The sequence below is a fragment of the Streptomyces sp. BJ20 genome (assembly GCF_022869105.1).
GTDB lineage: Bacteria > Actinomycetota > Actinomycetes > Streptomycetales > Streptomycetaceae > Streptomyces > Streptomyces griseoincarnatus.
Map to the genome: position 1 here is coordinate 4279064 of NZ_CP094918.1, position 14452 is coordinate 4293515.

Consider the following 14452-nt stretch of genomic DNA (forward strand, 5'->3'; position numbering starts at 1 on the left):
TACGGCTACGTCTGCCCCGGTCGCCGCGTCCCTACCCGCGCACGGGGCTCGGTCACGGGACGTCGCCCCGCCACTCGTACACCCGGGCGCCGGCCGCGCGGGGCGCGTAGACCGCGCGGCCGCCGGGGCCGTAGCGGCCTATCTCGGTGGGCAGGCCCACGCCGTGCCGCCGCTCCGCCGGGCCGTGGTCGGTGACGTCCAGCAGCAGGCCGTCCAGCGGGCCGCCGGACAGCTCCGCGTACGTCCGTCCCTCACGCGGCCCCGGGTCGTCGTGGTCCGCGCCGTACACCCGGCCGCGCATGAACTCCGTCTCGTCCATGACGGCAGGGTGGCATCCGCCACTGACAACGGCCCGGTGCGCGCCCGAAGGAGCGGGGGAAACCGCCCGGGCGACCACGACGGAACCCGCGGACACGAACCGTCGGGAACGCCCCCTAAGCCGTCTCCTCCCGCACACCCGCCCACGGCGCCAGCGCCCTCCCCTGGCTCCACGCCAGCAGCCCGTCCCCGTCGACGCAGACGATCCCGCACTGCTCCGCGTATTCCAGCGCCGGCACGGTGAACTCACCCGTCGTGACGACGACGGCGACATCGGCCTCGTGCACCGTGAAGCACGTGCCCCCGAACCGCTGAAGATCCTGCGAGCCGACCTTGTTGTCCTCCCCGTACCGCTTGCACTGGACGACGAGCCGGCGTCCGTCCGGCATCAGGGCCGTCACGTCGGCGCCGAGATCGCCCGCACCGCCCACCACCTGGACCTCCGTACAGCCGTCCCGCGCGCACAGCTCGGCCGTGGCCGCCTCGAACTCGTCCGGTGTCAGGGCGTCGTGGTCGATGCCCTGCGCCACGGGCAGCGGCGAGGTGACCTCGTCCACCGGCCCCGCCTGGGCGGGGATGACGAGCGGGGCCGGCGCCGGCGCGTCCAGCGCGTCGAGCGCCGTGGAGGTCCCCCGGGCGAACGCGCGACCGGCCTGCCGGGCCATCCCCGCCGCCGACAGCCGCCTCCTGCGGCGGCCGCGGGCCACGGCGACGGCGAGGACCAGGCAGAGCAGCACGACGGCCCACACCGGGCGCCGCTGCACCACCCCGGCCAGCGCGCGTACCGCCAGGCCCCCGATCACCAGTGCCGCCGCGAGCAGACCGAAGAACATGGCGGTGGAGCGCAGGTCGAAGCGCCGGCCTGGGCGCAGCGCACGGGTACGACGCTCGGGCATGGTCACCGTGGTGACTCCTCTCTCTGGACGGCCGGGCACCGGCGCCCCGCACACCGGGCACGCCGAAGATCACGAACGCCGTGTGCCCCCGATCCGCGCGCTCACCAGATCCGGGTCGGGCGGCCTGTTTCGGTGTCCGGCGGGAAAGAGGCGACCGTGAGGAGATGCCACGATGGTCAGGAGCACGGCCGGACGGACAGGGAGACGGACATGGACTGGCGGCTTTTCGCCCAGCGCATGGCGTCGATGGCCCGGGACCTGCTCGCGGAGCACACGCTCGACGCTACGCTGGAGCAGATCTCGCGCTCGGCGGTGGAGCTCGTGGACGGCTGCGACGCCGCGGGAATCCTCGTCCTGAGCCAGGGACGCGTACGGTCGCTGGCGCCGACCGACCCGTTCGTCACCAAGAGCGACATGCTGCAGGGCGAGCTGCGCGAGGGGCCCTGCTTCGACGCGGCACGGCCCGACCGCCCGGAGCGGCTGTTCCGCATCCCCGACCTCACGGCGCCCCCGGAGCGCTGGCCGCGCTTCGTGCCCCGGGCCCGGGACCTCGGGGTGGGCAGCATGATGGGCTTCCTCCTCTACACGCGGGAGGAGGAACTGGGCGCCCTCAACATGTACTCGCGCAAGCCGGGGATCTTCACCGAGGACAGCGAGACGGCGGGCTGGCTGCTGGCGTCGCACGCGGCGGTCGCGTTCGCCACCGCCCGCACCGACGAGCAGATGCAGGAGGCGATCACCACGCGCCATCTGATCGGCGAGGCGATGGGCATCCTGATGGGCCGGCACGACGTCACGGAGGACCAGGCGTTCGAGCTGCTGCGCACCCGGTCGCAGCGCACCAACACCAAGCTGCGGGACGTGGCGCGGGAGATCTGCGAGCCGGGCGGCGCGGAGCGCTGACCGCCCGGCTCGTCGTACGGCGCGCGCTCAGCGGGCGGCGGTGCCGGTCCAGGTGTGGGCCACGTCGATCACGAGACGCCCGTCGAGCTGCTGCACGCGGAACGGCAGCCGTCCGCGCACCCCGAGACCGAGCTGGGTGTCGCCCTCGAAGCTGCCGGCGAACCGCGCGTCGCGGAACGTGCGGTACCCGGTGAGGTCGACGCCCGGCAGGACGCCCCCGGCGCGCGCGGGATAGGTGGCCGCGCCCGTCTCCGGGTCGTAAGCGGGGGCGGTGACGCGGACCTCGAGGATCGCGCCGCCGGAGACGGGGATGTGCCGTCCCGAGCCGTCCTGGAGGAGCCGGTCGACGTAGCGGACGGAGTAACCGAGGTCACCGCGCGCGGCTCCGGGCACGTCGACGACCATACGGTCGTAGCAGTCGTGCCGGCCGGTGCGGACGTTCCGCACGGACTCGGACGTGGCGGCGGCGGCCGCCTTGTCGGTGGAGCCCCAGCCGGTGGGGCAGGCCGTGGCCGCGGCGGGCGCCGCCTCGGGGGCGGCCACGGCCGGAACGGCCGCCGTCACCAGCGAGGCGCCGAGGAGCACCACCGTCGCGCAGATTGTTCTTGGTTGAAGCATTTTCGGCCCCCTGGGACGACAACGTTCTGTTATGGGGTGAGACGAGCGGGATGACCTGATGGTTGCGGTCCGTTCGGCCGGTCGCCGTACCGGCGCGCATGGCACATGCTGGTGGGAAGCGGACGAACGTCCCGTTCCGTGCGCACCGGGAGGGCGTCACATGGGTGGTGCAGCCGCCGCACCGCGCGGGCAGCGGCCGGCGGGCCCGCCCGTACCCGACGCGGATGAGAGCCGGTCCCCGCGCGGCGAGGCCCGTATCGAGGACGCGCTCGCGGACCCCGTGGTGGCGGCCGTACGGGACACCGGGGGGTACGGCGGGGCGGTGTACCTGCGGTCGCGGGACCGCCGGTCGCTGGTGCTGTGCGTGATGTCCGGCGTGCCCCGCTCGCTGCTGAAGCCGTGGTGGCGGATCCCGGTGAGCGGCGCGCTGCCGATGTGCGAGGCGTTCCGCAGCGGCGAGACGCAGTACCTGCCCGACGACCGGGCGACGATGCTGCGCTTCCCGCAGTTCACGGCCGCCCTGCCGTACTCGTTCGCGCACGCCTACCAGCCGGTGCGGGTCGGCGGCGAGACGGTGGGTGTGCTCGCGGTGCTGCACTCCTCGTTCAGGGAACCGGCCGGTGAGGCGGAGGTCCGGGAGGGGCTGCGCCGGGCCGTGCAGGAGATGGAGGAGCGCCTCGCCGCGTACGCGCACGGCCTTCCGGGCCGCACGGACGCGGACGCGGTGGCGTACGGCATCGAGTACGACGACCAGCCGGTCAGCGTGCGGCTGCCGGCACCGCGCGCCGAGGCGGTCGCGGTCGGGATGGTCGAGTGGGACCTGGCCGGCGGTCGCTGGACGGGGGACGACGACGCGCTGGAGCTGCTGGGCGTGTCCCGGGGCGAGTTCGGCGGCACCCTGGCCGCGGTCGAGGAACGGGTGTCGCCGGACGACCTGTACGAGCTGCGGGCGGCCCGCCGGGACGCGGAGGAGACCGGGCAGGTCCGGGGCCGCCACTTCCGGGTGCTGGACGCGTCGCAGGACGACAGCGAGGCGGTCCGCTACCGGCCGGTGGAGCTGTGGGGGCACGTGGTCCGGACGGGGACCTCCGACCGGCTGCTGGTGGGCGCCCTGGTCGACGTGGCGGGCGGCGTCACCGCGGCGGAGGCGGCCGAGCGGCTGCCCGACGGGCTGTTCTCCCTCGACCAGGACGGCAGGGTCATCTACGCCAACCGCCGCTGCCAGGACCTGCTCGGCTGCGACCTGGAGCGGCTGCTCGGCCACTATCCCTGGCGGGTGCTGCCGTGGCTGCACGACCCGGCGTACGAGGACCGCTACCGGGCGGCGATGCTGACGCAGCAACCGGTGTCGTACCTGGTGCGCGACCCGGACGGCGTGTGGCTGGGGTTCGTGCTCTACCCGGGTGTGCACGGGCTGACCGGCCGGGTCTTCCCCACCGCCGCCCCCGCGGGGGCGGAGCCGGGGCGGGCCCTGCCGCCGTCCTCGGAGCCGGCGGCAGGGCCGACCGGGCTGGTCACCACCGCCCGCGCGGGGGCGCTGTACCACGTGGTGCAGATGGCCAGCGTGCTCACCGAGTCCGTCACCGTGCGGGACGTGTGCCGGGCCGTGTCCGAGCAGCTGTTGCCGGCGTTCGGGGCGCAGGAGGTCGCCCTGTACACCGTGCGCGACGGGCGGATGTACCTGCTGTGGGAGGACGGCTATCCGCAGCACTTCCTCGACCCGTTCGAGGGGGTGTCCCTGGAGGCGGACCTGCCCGGGGTGCACGCGCTGACCACGCGCCTGCCGCTGTTCTTCAAGTCGCCGGAGGAACTGGTCGGCGCGTACCCGAGACTGGCGCTGGACCCCATGATGTCCTGGGCGTTCCTGCCGCTGATCGCCTCCGGACACCCGGTCGGCTCCTGCATCCTCGGCTGGAGCACCCCGCACCGCTTCACCGCGGAGGAGCGCAGCGCGCTGACCGCGCTGGCCGGGCTGACGGCGCAGGCGATGGAGCGGGCGCGGCTCTACGACGCCGAATCCGCCGTGGCGCGCGGGCTCCAGGAAGGGCTGCTGCCGCACCGGCTGCCCGCCATCGACCGGCTGCGCATCACCGCCCGCTATCTGCCCGGCACGAAGGGCATGGACATCGGCGGCGACTGGTACGACGTCATCCGGACGGGGCGCGGGGTGGCGCTGGTCATCGGGGACGTGGAGGGGCACAGCGTGGGCGCCGCGGCCGTCATGGGGCAGCTGCGCAGCGCGGTGCACTCCTTCGCCGCGAGCGGGCGGCCGCCGCACGAGGTCGTCACCCACACCAACCAGCTGCTCGCCGAGCTGGAGACGGACGTCTTCGCCACCTGCTGCTACATCGAGCTGGACCCGGCGACCGGGCACGCCCTCGCCGTGCGGGCGGGCCACCCTCCGCCGCTGCTGCGGCACCCCGACGGGAGCGCGGAGTCCCTGGAGCTGCCGGGTGGCGTGCTGTTGGGCGTGCAGCCGGACGCCGACTACCCGGTCACCGAACTCACCCTGGAACCCGGCAGCGTCCTGGCGCTCTACACGGACGGGCTGGTCGAGGTGCCCGGCAGCGACATCGCGACCGGCATCGAGACGGTCCGCACGTGCCTGGCCGTCTCCCGGACCGACTCCATGGAGGAGCTGGCCGACCGGATGCTCGGCGCGGCCCGCCGCGCGGAGGACCGGCCGGACGACGTGGCGCTGCTGCTCACGGCGTACGACCCGGCCGACGCGAGCTGACGCCCGCGCGGCGGGCGGACGCGGTCAGGCGCAGTACCGGACGAGCCATTCGTCGGGGTTGTAGGCGAAGCGGGCCGGGTCAGGGGTGACCGCCGGCTTCTCCTCGACCAGATCCTCCACCCGGACGGGCTCCGGCAGGCTCCCGAAACGGGCGTGGCGGGCCTGGGCGGCCACGTCCTCGTCCTCGTGTGCGCGTACGCTCTCCCGGCTCACGGCGCTTCCCCTCTCCGGCGGCCGGCACTCCCCCCTCGGACAGCGCCGCGGCCTCGTGCGGTCAAGTGTCACACACGGACGGCGTGACGGACGGGACTGTGCACGGTCCGCGATCCGGCGGGCGGACGTCCTGACCTACCGAGCAGGTGGGAGATCTTCCTGCTGTCCCGCGTCCACGAGGCGTGGCGGCGCACTCGGGACGCGCGCGCCTCGGTGGCGCACGCCCTGGAGATCACCGCCCGGGCACGCACGAGGGCGGCAGGGCCCCGGAGGGTCCTGCCGCCCGCTGTGCGTGGGGGTGACCGTCAGGCGTTGCGCCGCACGCTCCGCAGCACGAAGAAGCCGAAGATCACCAGTACTCCGCCGATCGCGGCCGGCCACATCTGTGCGCCGGTCTCGGCGAGGCTGCCGCCGGCGCCCTGGGCCTGGGTGTTGTCCTCGAGCTCGGGGAGACTGCCGGGCACCTGGGCGGCCTGGGCCGCCTGGCCGCCGTCGTCGTCGCCGCCCTCGCCCTTGTCCGCGCCGCCCTGGGCGTCGTCCTCGCCGCCGGCGTCGGCCGGGTCGGAGATCTTCACGTCGGGCTGGGCCGCGCCCTTGTCGTCCGCGGGTTCCTCGGTCGCCACGGGCGGTTCCTGGCCGCCGCCTTGGTCGCCGTCGTTCTGGCCGCCGTCCTGGTTGCCGTCGTCCTGGTTGCCGTCGTTGCCCTGGCCCGGGTCGTCGGGCGTGGCGGTGGGCTGCTCGGCGCCGTTGTCACCTCCGCCGTTGCCGTCGTCACCGCCGTTGTCGCCACCGGCGTTGCCGTCGTCACCGCCGCCGTTGCCGTCGTCGCCACCGCCGTTGCCGTCGTCGCCACCGCCGTTGCCGTCGTCGCCACCGCCGTTGCCGTCGTCACCGCCGCCGTTGCCGTCGTCACCGCCGCCGGCGCCTGCGCCGCAGGTGCGGCCCTCGTTGATGCACGCGACCATCTCGTTCATCAGGTCTTCCTCGAAGACGTTGATGAAGTCGCCGTGGTCGGTGATCGGCTTGTGCAGCTGCTCGGGGAAGGAGTCCACCGCGAACAGCGGGACCGTCTTGCCGCCGTCCTCCAGGCTCGGCGCGTCGACGTCGTACACGATGCGCTGGACGAGCTGCGGGATCGGCTGGAAGCCGGACGGGCAGTTGCCCTCGGCGTCCGTGAACGCCATGTGCGTACGGTGGTTGGCGCTGTCGATGTTGCGGCCGTCCCAGCAGCTCTGGAAGGCGAACGAGCGGACCACGTCGCTGCCCTCGGGGCACAGCGGGTACTTGTCCTTCAGCTGCCGGTCCTCGAACCCGGTGCAGCTCCAGGAGGCGTTGGCGTTGGCCGGGCCGTTGACGAAGGACTTGGCGTCGCCGGTGATGATGCGCAGCAGCCGGGGCATGGCCGTGACCTTGGCCTTCGGGTTGCCGACGAAGGTCAGCGTGACGTCCTTCGGGGTGACGATCTCACCGGCGTTGCCCTCGATGCCGCCGCCCGGGGACTGGGCGTCGCGCTCCTCGGTGCCGTTCTGCAGGCGCAGCACCGGCCAGTAGTAGGAGGACCTGTCACGCTGGTCCTCGCAGCTGGTCTGCGCCCGGGTCAGCTCCTCGTCGCTGACGAAGGCGTTGGTGGCCTGGTTGCCGATGTAGTCGTGGAAGTGGTGGGCGCCGTTGCTCACGCCGGGCGCGGCGATGACGTTGTCCGAGTTGAACAGCCCGTTCTCGTTGACGCCGCACTCGCTGGCGAAGGTGCCGGTGGAGGCGTCGCCCGACGGCTCCGGGGTGTCGACGTTGGGCTGGACGCTCTCGATGGAGACGTAGTCGCCGGGCACAGGGCCGTTGCCGGCCTGGCCGCCGTTGCCGCCGCCCTGGTCCTGGCCGCCGTCCTGGCCGCCCTGGTCCTGGTCGCCCTGCTGGTCGCCACCGTCCTGCTGGCCCTCGCCGCCCTGCTGGCCGTCGCCGTTCTGCTGGTCCTGGCCCTGGCCGTCGCCGGCCTGCTCGCCGCCGCCCTCCTCGGGGGCGGGGGCGTTGCCCGAGTCGCGCACCGCGCAGGAGGCGAGGTCGTCGAGTCCCTGCGGCCGTTCGGCGCCGGCCTTCTCGACGGCGGCCCCGATACGGGCCAGCACGGCGGCGCGCTTGTCCTTCAGCGGTCCGGCGATGGCGTTCTCGGCGAAACCGGGGTCCTGGCGGATCGCGTCGCCCGACTCGCCGAGCCGCTTGTAGGCCTCGGCGATCTGGGCGTCCAGGTTGGCGAGCTCCTTGTCCACCTCGGCCCGGGCCTGGTCGGGCACCTCGGTCAGCTGGGTGGCCACGTCGGGGCAGTCGATGGTGGCTGCGCCCGACAGCACCTGCGCGTCCGACGTCCCGCCGTCCGTCGCGGAAGCGTAGACGTTGGCCGCCATCATGCCGCCGCCGCCCAGGATCAAGGCGAAAGCGGCGAGCGTCGCGCGCTGTTTGGGGCGTCTGCGTGTGTTGCGTGCCAAGGCAGTACTCCTACGCTTCTGTCGCGGGGGGCGGGCATTCGATTCCCACGCCCCATACGCAGGCGGACCGCATCGTGTTCAACCGGCTCACGATTTCTTCGGGAAATCTCAGCGACGGCAGGCCACTTGAGACACACGGCCCCCACCGGACGGGGTGCGCCCGGCGGGGGCCACGAGGCTCAGGCCGTCATGTCCCGCCTGGTCAGGTGAAGTTCACGTCGCTGCACAGGAAGTACGTCTGGTCCGAGTGCGAGGCCTGCCAGATCGTGTAGACGACGTGGTGGCCGCTCAGGCCGGACGTGCGCACCGGGATCGCGTAGTTGTCGGCCGGGGCGTAGGAGCCGGTACGGGTCAGCAACTGGAGGTCGTCCCAGCGCAGCCGCTGGGTCCTGGGGTCGAAGCCCTGCTTGGTGACGTAGACCAGGAAGTAGTCCGTGCCGTGCCTCGCCTGGTCGTACAGGTTGACGGTGAAACCGCTGCCGACGTTCGTGGTCCTCCAGGCGCCGGGCGTGTCCATGGAGCGGTAGCGGCCGTTCTCGGTGTTGCCGCCGCTGCAGAGCGTGCCGTCGGGGACGACCGCGCGGAAGTTGCCGCGCGAGCCGTCACGGTAAAGGCCGTTCCAGTTCCACATGGCGTTGGTGTTGTCCTGCCAGGCCTGCCAGCACATCGGGTCCTGCTGGGCCATCGCCGGGTTCTGGAAGTCGCTCCCCCACCGCAGCCAGCAGCCGTAGTTGCGGGACGCGGGGTCCACCACCGAGCCGTGGGCGTGGGCCGTTCCGCTCCAGGGGACCAGACAGAGCAGCGCGGCGACGACGGTGCTCAGGACGAGCGCGAGCCAGGACCGGCCTCGCGACAGATCACGCGGTGACAAATCATGCGCATGCCAACTCATGGTTCCTCCTGCGCCGTGGGGGTCGTGGGGTGGGGGCGCGCGCAACCCGCCGCGCACCCCATGCATGGGAGCGCTCCCAGGCTCAATCTGCGCCCCGGCGACGGAACGGGCAACCCTCCGTTCTCGCCACTTCCGTCACCCGGTGGCGCGTTCGACACTTTCGACGGTGACACACGCGGAGGGCGTCGTCAGAGCCGCTCGAGATCCGCCGTGGTGCGGCCGAGGCAGACGACCGAGTCGTCCATCGGCACGCCCTCGATCTCCTCGAAGCCCATCCGGTCGTAGAAGGCGCGGGCGGGCTCGTTGGCGACCGTCATCACCAGATGCACGGCCGGGACCCCGCGTTCCGCCAGGGCCGCGAGGAGGGTGCGCATCAGCCGGCGCCCGTATCCTCGGCCCTGCCACTCGGGCAGCAGGTCGATGTGCAGATGGGCGGGCCAGGCGGCCAGCTCCGGCACGGCCATCCGCTCGGGGTGGTGCAGCAGCCAGGCGATCGTCTCGTCCGGGGTGGCCGGCGGGCCGGCCGGGGCGGGATGCCGCTCGGCGACCAGCGGGAGCCACTCGGCGCGGAACCGCTCGGCGAACCGGGCGGTGTCGGCGGCGCCGACGACGTAACCGACGGCGTTCCCCCGCCCGTCGTCCAGCACGAAGGCCAGCTCCGGCTCCAGATGGGCGTACGGGGCGGCGAAGGCGGCGGTGAAGACGGAGGGGTCGTCGTAATGGGGGCGGCTGTCCTGGCCGTTGTGCGCGGTACGGACGCAGATGTCGTCGAGGGCCTCGTGATCCCCGGGGCGGTACGGACGGACGGCGGGAGACTCGGTCATGGCAGGCATCCTGCCCCTATGGGAGCGCTCCCACAAGCCTTTACGTGCGGCTTCGCACCCGGCCGCGTCACCCGTCCGTCCGGGCGTGACACGGCGGACCTGGGGCACCCGGTGGCCATGAAGCTGCATATCCCGGGCCGGGGCGACCGGCCGGCACACCAGAACGCGCCGGACGAGTCCGCGTCCACGCGGAAGGCCGGGCAGCCGGCTGAGGAGCCGGGCCCGAGCGACGCGGTGGAACGGGCGGCGCCGGACACCCCGACGAAACTGCCCAAGGGCGCCTGGAAAGACGCGCTCAAGGGCAGCGTGCGCGAGTTCAAGGACGACGAACTCACCGACCGCGCCGCCGCCCTGACGTACTACGGCGTGCTGGCGCTGTTCCCGGCGCTGCTGGCCCTGGTGTCGATCCTCGGCCTCACCGGCAGATCCACGACGGACAAGGTGCTGGAGAACGTCCAGGAGCTCACCGCCCCCGGCGCCGCACGGGACATCATCACGCAGGCCATCGAACAGTTGCAGGGCAACGCGGGCGTCGGGTCGCTGGTGGCGGCCATCAGCCTCCTGCTGGCGATCTGGTCGGCGTCGGGCTACGTGGCGGCGTTCATGCGCTCGTCGAACGCGGTGTACGACATGCCCGAGGGCCGCCCGGTGTGGAAGGTGCTGCCGGTCCGGGTGGGCGTGACGGTCGCGCTGCTGGTGATGGCCGCCATCAGCGCGCTGATCGTGGTCTTCACCGGCGGGCTGGCCCGGCAGGCGGGGGATCTACTGGGGCTGGGCGACACGGCCCTCACGGCGTGGTCGATCGCCAAGTGGCCGGTGCTGGTCCTGCTGGTGACCGTCATGATCGCGCTGCTGTACTGGGCCGCCCCGAACGCCAAGGTGAAGGGGTTCCGCTGGATCACGCCGGGCAGTTTCCTGGCGCTGCTGATCTGGCTGGCCGCCTCCGCCGGGTTCGCGCTCTACGTCGCCAACTTCGGCTCGTACAACAAGACGTACGGCACGATGGCCGGTGTCATCATCTTCCTGATCTGGTTGTGGATCACCAATCTCGCGATCCTGCTGGGCCTGGAGTTCGACGCGGAGATCGCCCGGCAGCGGGCCATCGCCGGCGGTCACCCGCCGGAGGAGGAGCCGTACACGCAGCCGCGCGACACCCGCGCCTGGGACGAGCAGGACCGGGAGAAGATGGACGGCGCCTGACCTCGGGACGTCCGGGCGGGCGGCGGGGCCCGTCGGACGTCAGTCCGCCAGCCCCGCCGCGATCGTGGCGCCCAGTTCCCAGCAGCGCTCCAGGGCCGCCTTGTCGGGTTCGCCGGTGACGGTCACCGTCTCCGCGGCGCGGCGCCAGCCGAGGCCGGTGGTGACCGTCTCGATGCCGCGCACGGCGCCGGTGACGTCGTTGCCGCCGTGCACGTAGTACCCGAAGGGGCGGCCCTTCGTGCTGTCCAGGCAGGGGTAGTAGACCTGGTCGAAGAAGTGCTTGAGGGCGCCCGACATGTAGCCGAGGTTGGCGGGGGTGCCGAGCAGGTAGCCGTCGGCGTCGAGGACGTCGCCGGCGGTCGCGGACAGCGCGGCGCGGCGCACCACCCGGACCCCTTCGATCTCCGGGGCGGTGGCGCCGGAGACGACGGCTTCGAACATCGCCTGGCAGTTCGGCGAGGGCGTGTGGTGGACGATCAGCAGGGTCGGCACGTCCCCGACCCTGCCGTGCCGGGCGCCGCGTCCGCAAGCCGGGGCCCGGTGAGGTGCCGTTGTGACGGGGGCACGGGAGTGGCACGATGCCCGGCATCGGCGAGGGAAGCGAGGTGGGTCGTGGGCGACGAGACGCACGGATCCCCGGCGGCGGCGGTGTTCGACGCGCTGGGCGGCGACTACGAGAAGGCGTTCGCGTCCTCCGCGGCCCACCGGGCGTCGCTCACCTGGCTGCTCGAACGGCTCTCCCCCGGCAGCACCGTGCTGGACGTCGGCAGCGGCACCGGACGGCCCACGGCCGCCACGCTGGCCGGTGCGGGACACAAGGTGCTGGGCGTCGACGTGTCGCCGGTGATGGTGGAGATCGCCTCCCGTCAGGTGCCCGGGGCCGAGTTCCGCTGCGACGACATCCTGCGGTCGCCGCTCCCGGAGGGCGCGTACGACGCGGTCTGCGTGTACTTCTCGCTGCTGCAGATGACCCGGGCGGAGCAGGAGGGGCTGGTGCGCCGGCTGACGGCCGCGCTCCGGCCGGGCGGTCTGCTGGTGCTGGCCACGGTGCCGCTGGACGTGGAGGAGTTCGACGGGGTGTTCATGGGCCAGCCGGTGCGGGTCACCAGCTTCGCCGCGCAGGACGTCATCGGCATGGTGCGGGAGGCGGGTCTGACGGTGGAGTGGGAGGAGAGCACGATGTTCACCCCGAGCCATCCGGAGGCACGCCCGGAGCCGCATCTGTTCCTGCACTGCCGGAACGGCGGGGCCTGACACCGGACGCCCGCGCCGCCACGGCACGGACCGGGTCTCCCCTGGCGCGCCCGGAGGTCCGCGAGGTCTCACCAGGTTCCCGTGCGGTGCGCGGGGAGGGTCAGCCGGTCATGCGCTTGCGCCACGCCGGCTCGACCTGGCGCCACTCGGCCTCCCAGAGGTCCAGGCGGCGCAGCCGCAGCCGGGCGCGGACGATCCATCCGGCCAGCAGCACCATGCCTCCGGTGACGAAGGCCACGGTGAGGCCGCCCATGGCGATCTGGAAGTGCGCCTCGGCGCCCTCGGGGGGCGCGGACACGAGGCGGCCGTCCCCGTCGTTGTGGACGGTGACCTCGTCGCCCTTCTTGCCGTCCGCGGGGACCTCGGCCCGTCCGGTGTGACGGCTGCCGTCGGGGGCGGTCCAGCGGATCTCGGCCCAGACGCCGCCGTCGCCGCTCTCGGACACGGGCGCGGGCGCGGCGTCGCGCGCGTTCTCGACCAGTACGGCCGGGACCGGGCGGGTGCGTTCGCGGCGGTCGTCGAGGGACGTGCCGACCGCTCCGGCCGCCGCGATCCCGGCGAACCCCGAGAGGACGAGGGCGAGGACGGCCGTGGCGATCAGCAGCCAGGCCTCGGCGACGTCGCTGCGGCGGCACAGCGGGTTCTTCCGCCATCGCCACCAGGGCACCTTGGGCCTCGCGCCATGCGTCGTCGCCATCGGAGGTCACCTCCTCGCGCGGGTGCCGACCGCGCCACCCCTCCAGGGTGGCCCGTTCCCGCCCGGCCCGCACGGGCGGAACGGGCCCTTTCCACGGACGCGGTCCGGCGGATCCTCCCGGGCCTCCCCGGACCGGCGGGCCAGGACGGCGGGACGGCCGGGTCCAGCCGCCCTGCCCCCCGGTCAGACCGTCGGGTGCACCGGGACGACCTCGTGCTGCGGGACGCCGAGGACGACCTTGAGCGCGCCCGTCTCGGCGGCGTTGGCGAACACGTCGTACGCCTCCTGCATCTGGTCCAGGGGGAAGGTGTGGGAAACCATGCGGCGGGTGGGCAGCCGGCCGGCCGCGGCCATCCGCAGCAGGGTGGGCGTGGAGTGCGTGTCGACGAGGCCGGTGGTGATGGTGACGTTCTTGATCCAGAGGTCCTCGAGGTGCAGCGTGGAGGGCGCCCCGTGCACGCCGACGTTGGCGACGTGCCCGCCGGGGCGCACCACCCGGGTGCACAGTTCGAAGGTCTCGGGGACGCCGACCGCCTCGATCACCACGTCCGCGCCGAGCTCCCCGGTGAGGTCCTCGACCAGTTGCTCGGGGCCCTCGCCCGCGTCGGCCACCGCGTCGGCGCCGAACTCCTTCGCCGCCTGGAGCCGGGACGCCGCCAGGTCCACCGCGACCACCCGCTCGGGGCCGAACAGCCGGGCCGTGGCGATCGCGGCCAGCCCGACCGGCCCGGCCCCGACCACGACGACGGTGTCCCCGGGCCGCACCCGCCCGTTGAGCACGCCCACCTCGTAGGCGGTGGGGAAGATGTCCGCCAGCAGCACGGCGTCCTCGTCGGCGACGGCGCCGCGCAGCGGGTACACCGACAGGTCGGCGAACGGCACCCTCACGTACTCGGCCTGCGTGCCGTCGACGAGGTGCCCGAGGATCCAGCCCCCGCCGCCCTGGCACTGTCCGTACATGCCCTCGCGGCAGAAACGGCAGCGTCCGCACGCGGTGATGCAGGAGACCAGCACCCGGTCACCGGGCCGTACGGTACGGACGTCCGCGCCGGCCTCGACCACCTCGCCGACCGCTTCGTGTCCGAGGACGGTCCCCGGGCGCACCTCGGGCACGTCGCCCTTGAGGATGTGCAGGTCCGTCCCGCAGATGGTGACGGCGTCGACGCGGACGATGACGTCGCCGGGCTCCCGGATCTCCGGATCGGGAACCTCCTCCCAGGCGGACTGCCCTGGGCCGTGGAAGACGTAACCCTTCATGCCGATCCTCACCCTTCTCGCTGAGCGGCGGGCCTCGGCGCCGGGCGCACGCACCCGCCTGCGTCGGCGGAGCCGGGATGTCCGGAACCGCCCTGCACTTCCAGTGTGTGCACGGTTCGCCCGTTCTGCCGACAGGGGCAAGGGCAGGCGCCCCGGGTGCGCC

At 73.4% G+C, this 14452-nt stretch carries 14 protein-coding genes; 4 read left to right on the forward strand and 10 right to left on the reverse strand.

All coding sequences use genetic code 11. From position 1 onward, the window contains the following. Positions 1–52 precede the first annotated feature (52 nt). Together MTR79_RS19105 and MTR79_RS19110 are read right to left on the reverse strand one after the other, a co-directional pair. Positions 53–319 (reverse strand): hypothetical protein, encoded by a 267-nt coding sequence (locus tag MTR79_RS19105; RefSeq protein WP_048458301.1) that lies wholly within the window; start codon positions 317–319, stop codon positions 53–55. Positions 320–434: 115 nt separating this feature from the next. Next, entirely contained in the window at positions 435–1220 is a 786-nt protein-coding gene (locus tag MTR79_RS19110) for a restriction endonuclease (protein ID WP_244791475.1), read from the reverse strand. A 204-nt stretch (positions 1221–1424) separates the two neighbouring features. Between MTR79_RS19110 and MTR79_RS19115 the strand changes: the two genes are divergently transcribed. Then, the gene (locus tag MTR79_RS19115; RefSeq protein WP_189365786.1) at positions 1425–2117 is read left to right on the forward strand and encodes a GAF and ANTAR domain-containing protein; all 693 of its coding nucleotides are present in this window, start codon (positions 1425–1427) and stop codon (positions 2115–2117) included. Between the two features lie 27 nt (positions 2118–2144). Here the strand turns inward: MTR79_RS19115 and MTR79_RS19120 are convergent, their stop codons facing one another. Further along, positions 2145–2735, reverse strand: a complete 591-nt coding sequence (locus tag MTR79_RS19120; RefSeq protein WP_244791477.1) for a hypothetical protein — start codon at positions 2733–2735, stop codon at positions 2145–2147. Positions 2736–2895: 160 nt separating this feature from the next. On the opposite strand from MTR79_RS19120, the gene MTR79_RS19125 reads away from it, so the two are divergent. Next, on the forward strand, positions 2896–5472 hold the full coding sequence (locus tag MTR79_RS19125) for a SpoIIE family protein phosphatase (protein WP_244791479.1): 2577 nt from the start codon (positions 2896–2898) through the stop codon (positions 5470–5472). A 24-nt stretch (positions 5473–5496) separates the two neighbouring features. Here MTR79_RS19125 and MTR79_RS19130 read toward each other — a convergent pair whose 3' ends face one another. The 4 genes from MTR79_RS19130 to MTR79_RS19145 form a co-directional block, all read right to left on the reverse strand. Further along, positions 5497–5685, reverse strand: a complete 189-nt coding sequence (locus MTR79_RS19130; protein ID WP_189365789.1) for a hypothetical protein — start codon at positions 5683–5685, stop codon at positions 5497–5499. Positions 5686–5990: 305 nt separating this feature from the next. Beyond that, positions 5991–8084 carry a DUF1996 domain-containing protein gene (locus tag MTR79_RS19135; protein ID WP_244793250.1) on the reverse strand — a complete coding sequence of 698 codons (2094 nt, stop codon included), beginning with the start codon at positions 8082–8084 and terminating at the stop codon, positions 5991–5993. 283 nt (positions 8085–8367) lie between these two features. After that, on the reverse strand, positions 8368–9057 hold the full coding sequence (locus MTR79_RS19140; protein ID WP_244791481.1) for a lytic polysaccharide monooxygenase: 690 nt from the start codon (positions 9055–9057) through the stop codon (positions 8368–8370). Positions 9058–9245: 188 nt separating this feature from the next. Beyond that, positions 9246–9881 (reverse strand): GNAT family N-acetyltransferase, encoded by a 636-nt coding sequence (locus MTR79_RS19145; RefSeq protein WP_244791483.1) that lies wholly within the window; start codon positions 9879–9881, stop codon positions 9246–9248. A 117-nt stretch (positions 9882–9998) separates the two neighbouring features. Between MTR79_RS19145 and MTR79_RS19150 the strand changes: the two genes are divergently transcribed. Further along, the gene (locus tag MTR79_RS19150; RefSeq protein ID WP_189365792.1) at positions 9999–11081 is read left to right on the forward strand and encodes a YihY/virulence factor BrkB family protein; all 1083 of its coding nucleotides are present in this window, start codon (positions 9999–10001) and stop codon (positions 11079–11081) included. A gap of 39 nt (positions 11082–11120) precedes the next feature. On the opposite strand, the gene MTR79_RS19155 is transcribed toward MTR79_RS19150, so the two are convergent. Continuing rightward, entirely contained in the window at positions 11121–11573 is a 453-nt protein-coding gene (locus MTR79_RS19155; protein WP_244791485.1) for a flavodoxin family protein, read from the reverse strand. A gap of 120 nt (positions 11574–11693) precedes the next feature. On the opposite strand from MTR79_RS19155, the gene MTR79_RS19160 reads away from it, so the two are divergent. Continuing rightward, positions 11694–12335, forward strand: a complete 642-nt coding sequence (locus tag MTR79_RS19160) for a class I SAM-dependent methyltransferase (protein WP_189365794.1) — start codon at positions 11694–11696, stop codon at positions 12333–12335. 100 nt (positions 12336–12435) lie between these two features. Here the strand turns inward: MTR79_RS19160 and MTR79_RS19165 are convergent, their stop codons facing one another. Continuing rightward, on the reverse strand, positions 12436–13032 hold the full coding sequence (locus MTR79_RS19165; RefSeq protein WP_244791487.1) for a hypothetical protein: 597 nt from the start codon (positions 13030–13032) through the stop codon (positions 12436–12438). 183 nt (positions 13033–13215) lie between these two features. Next, entirely contained in the window at positions 13216–14289 is a 1074-nt protein-coding gene (locus MTR79_RS19170) for a zinc-dependent alcohol dehydrogenase family protein (protein ID WP_048458290.1), read from the reverse strand. Positions 14290–14452: the final 163 nt, after the last annotated feature.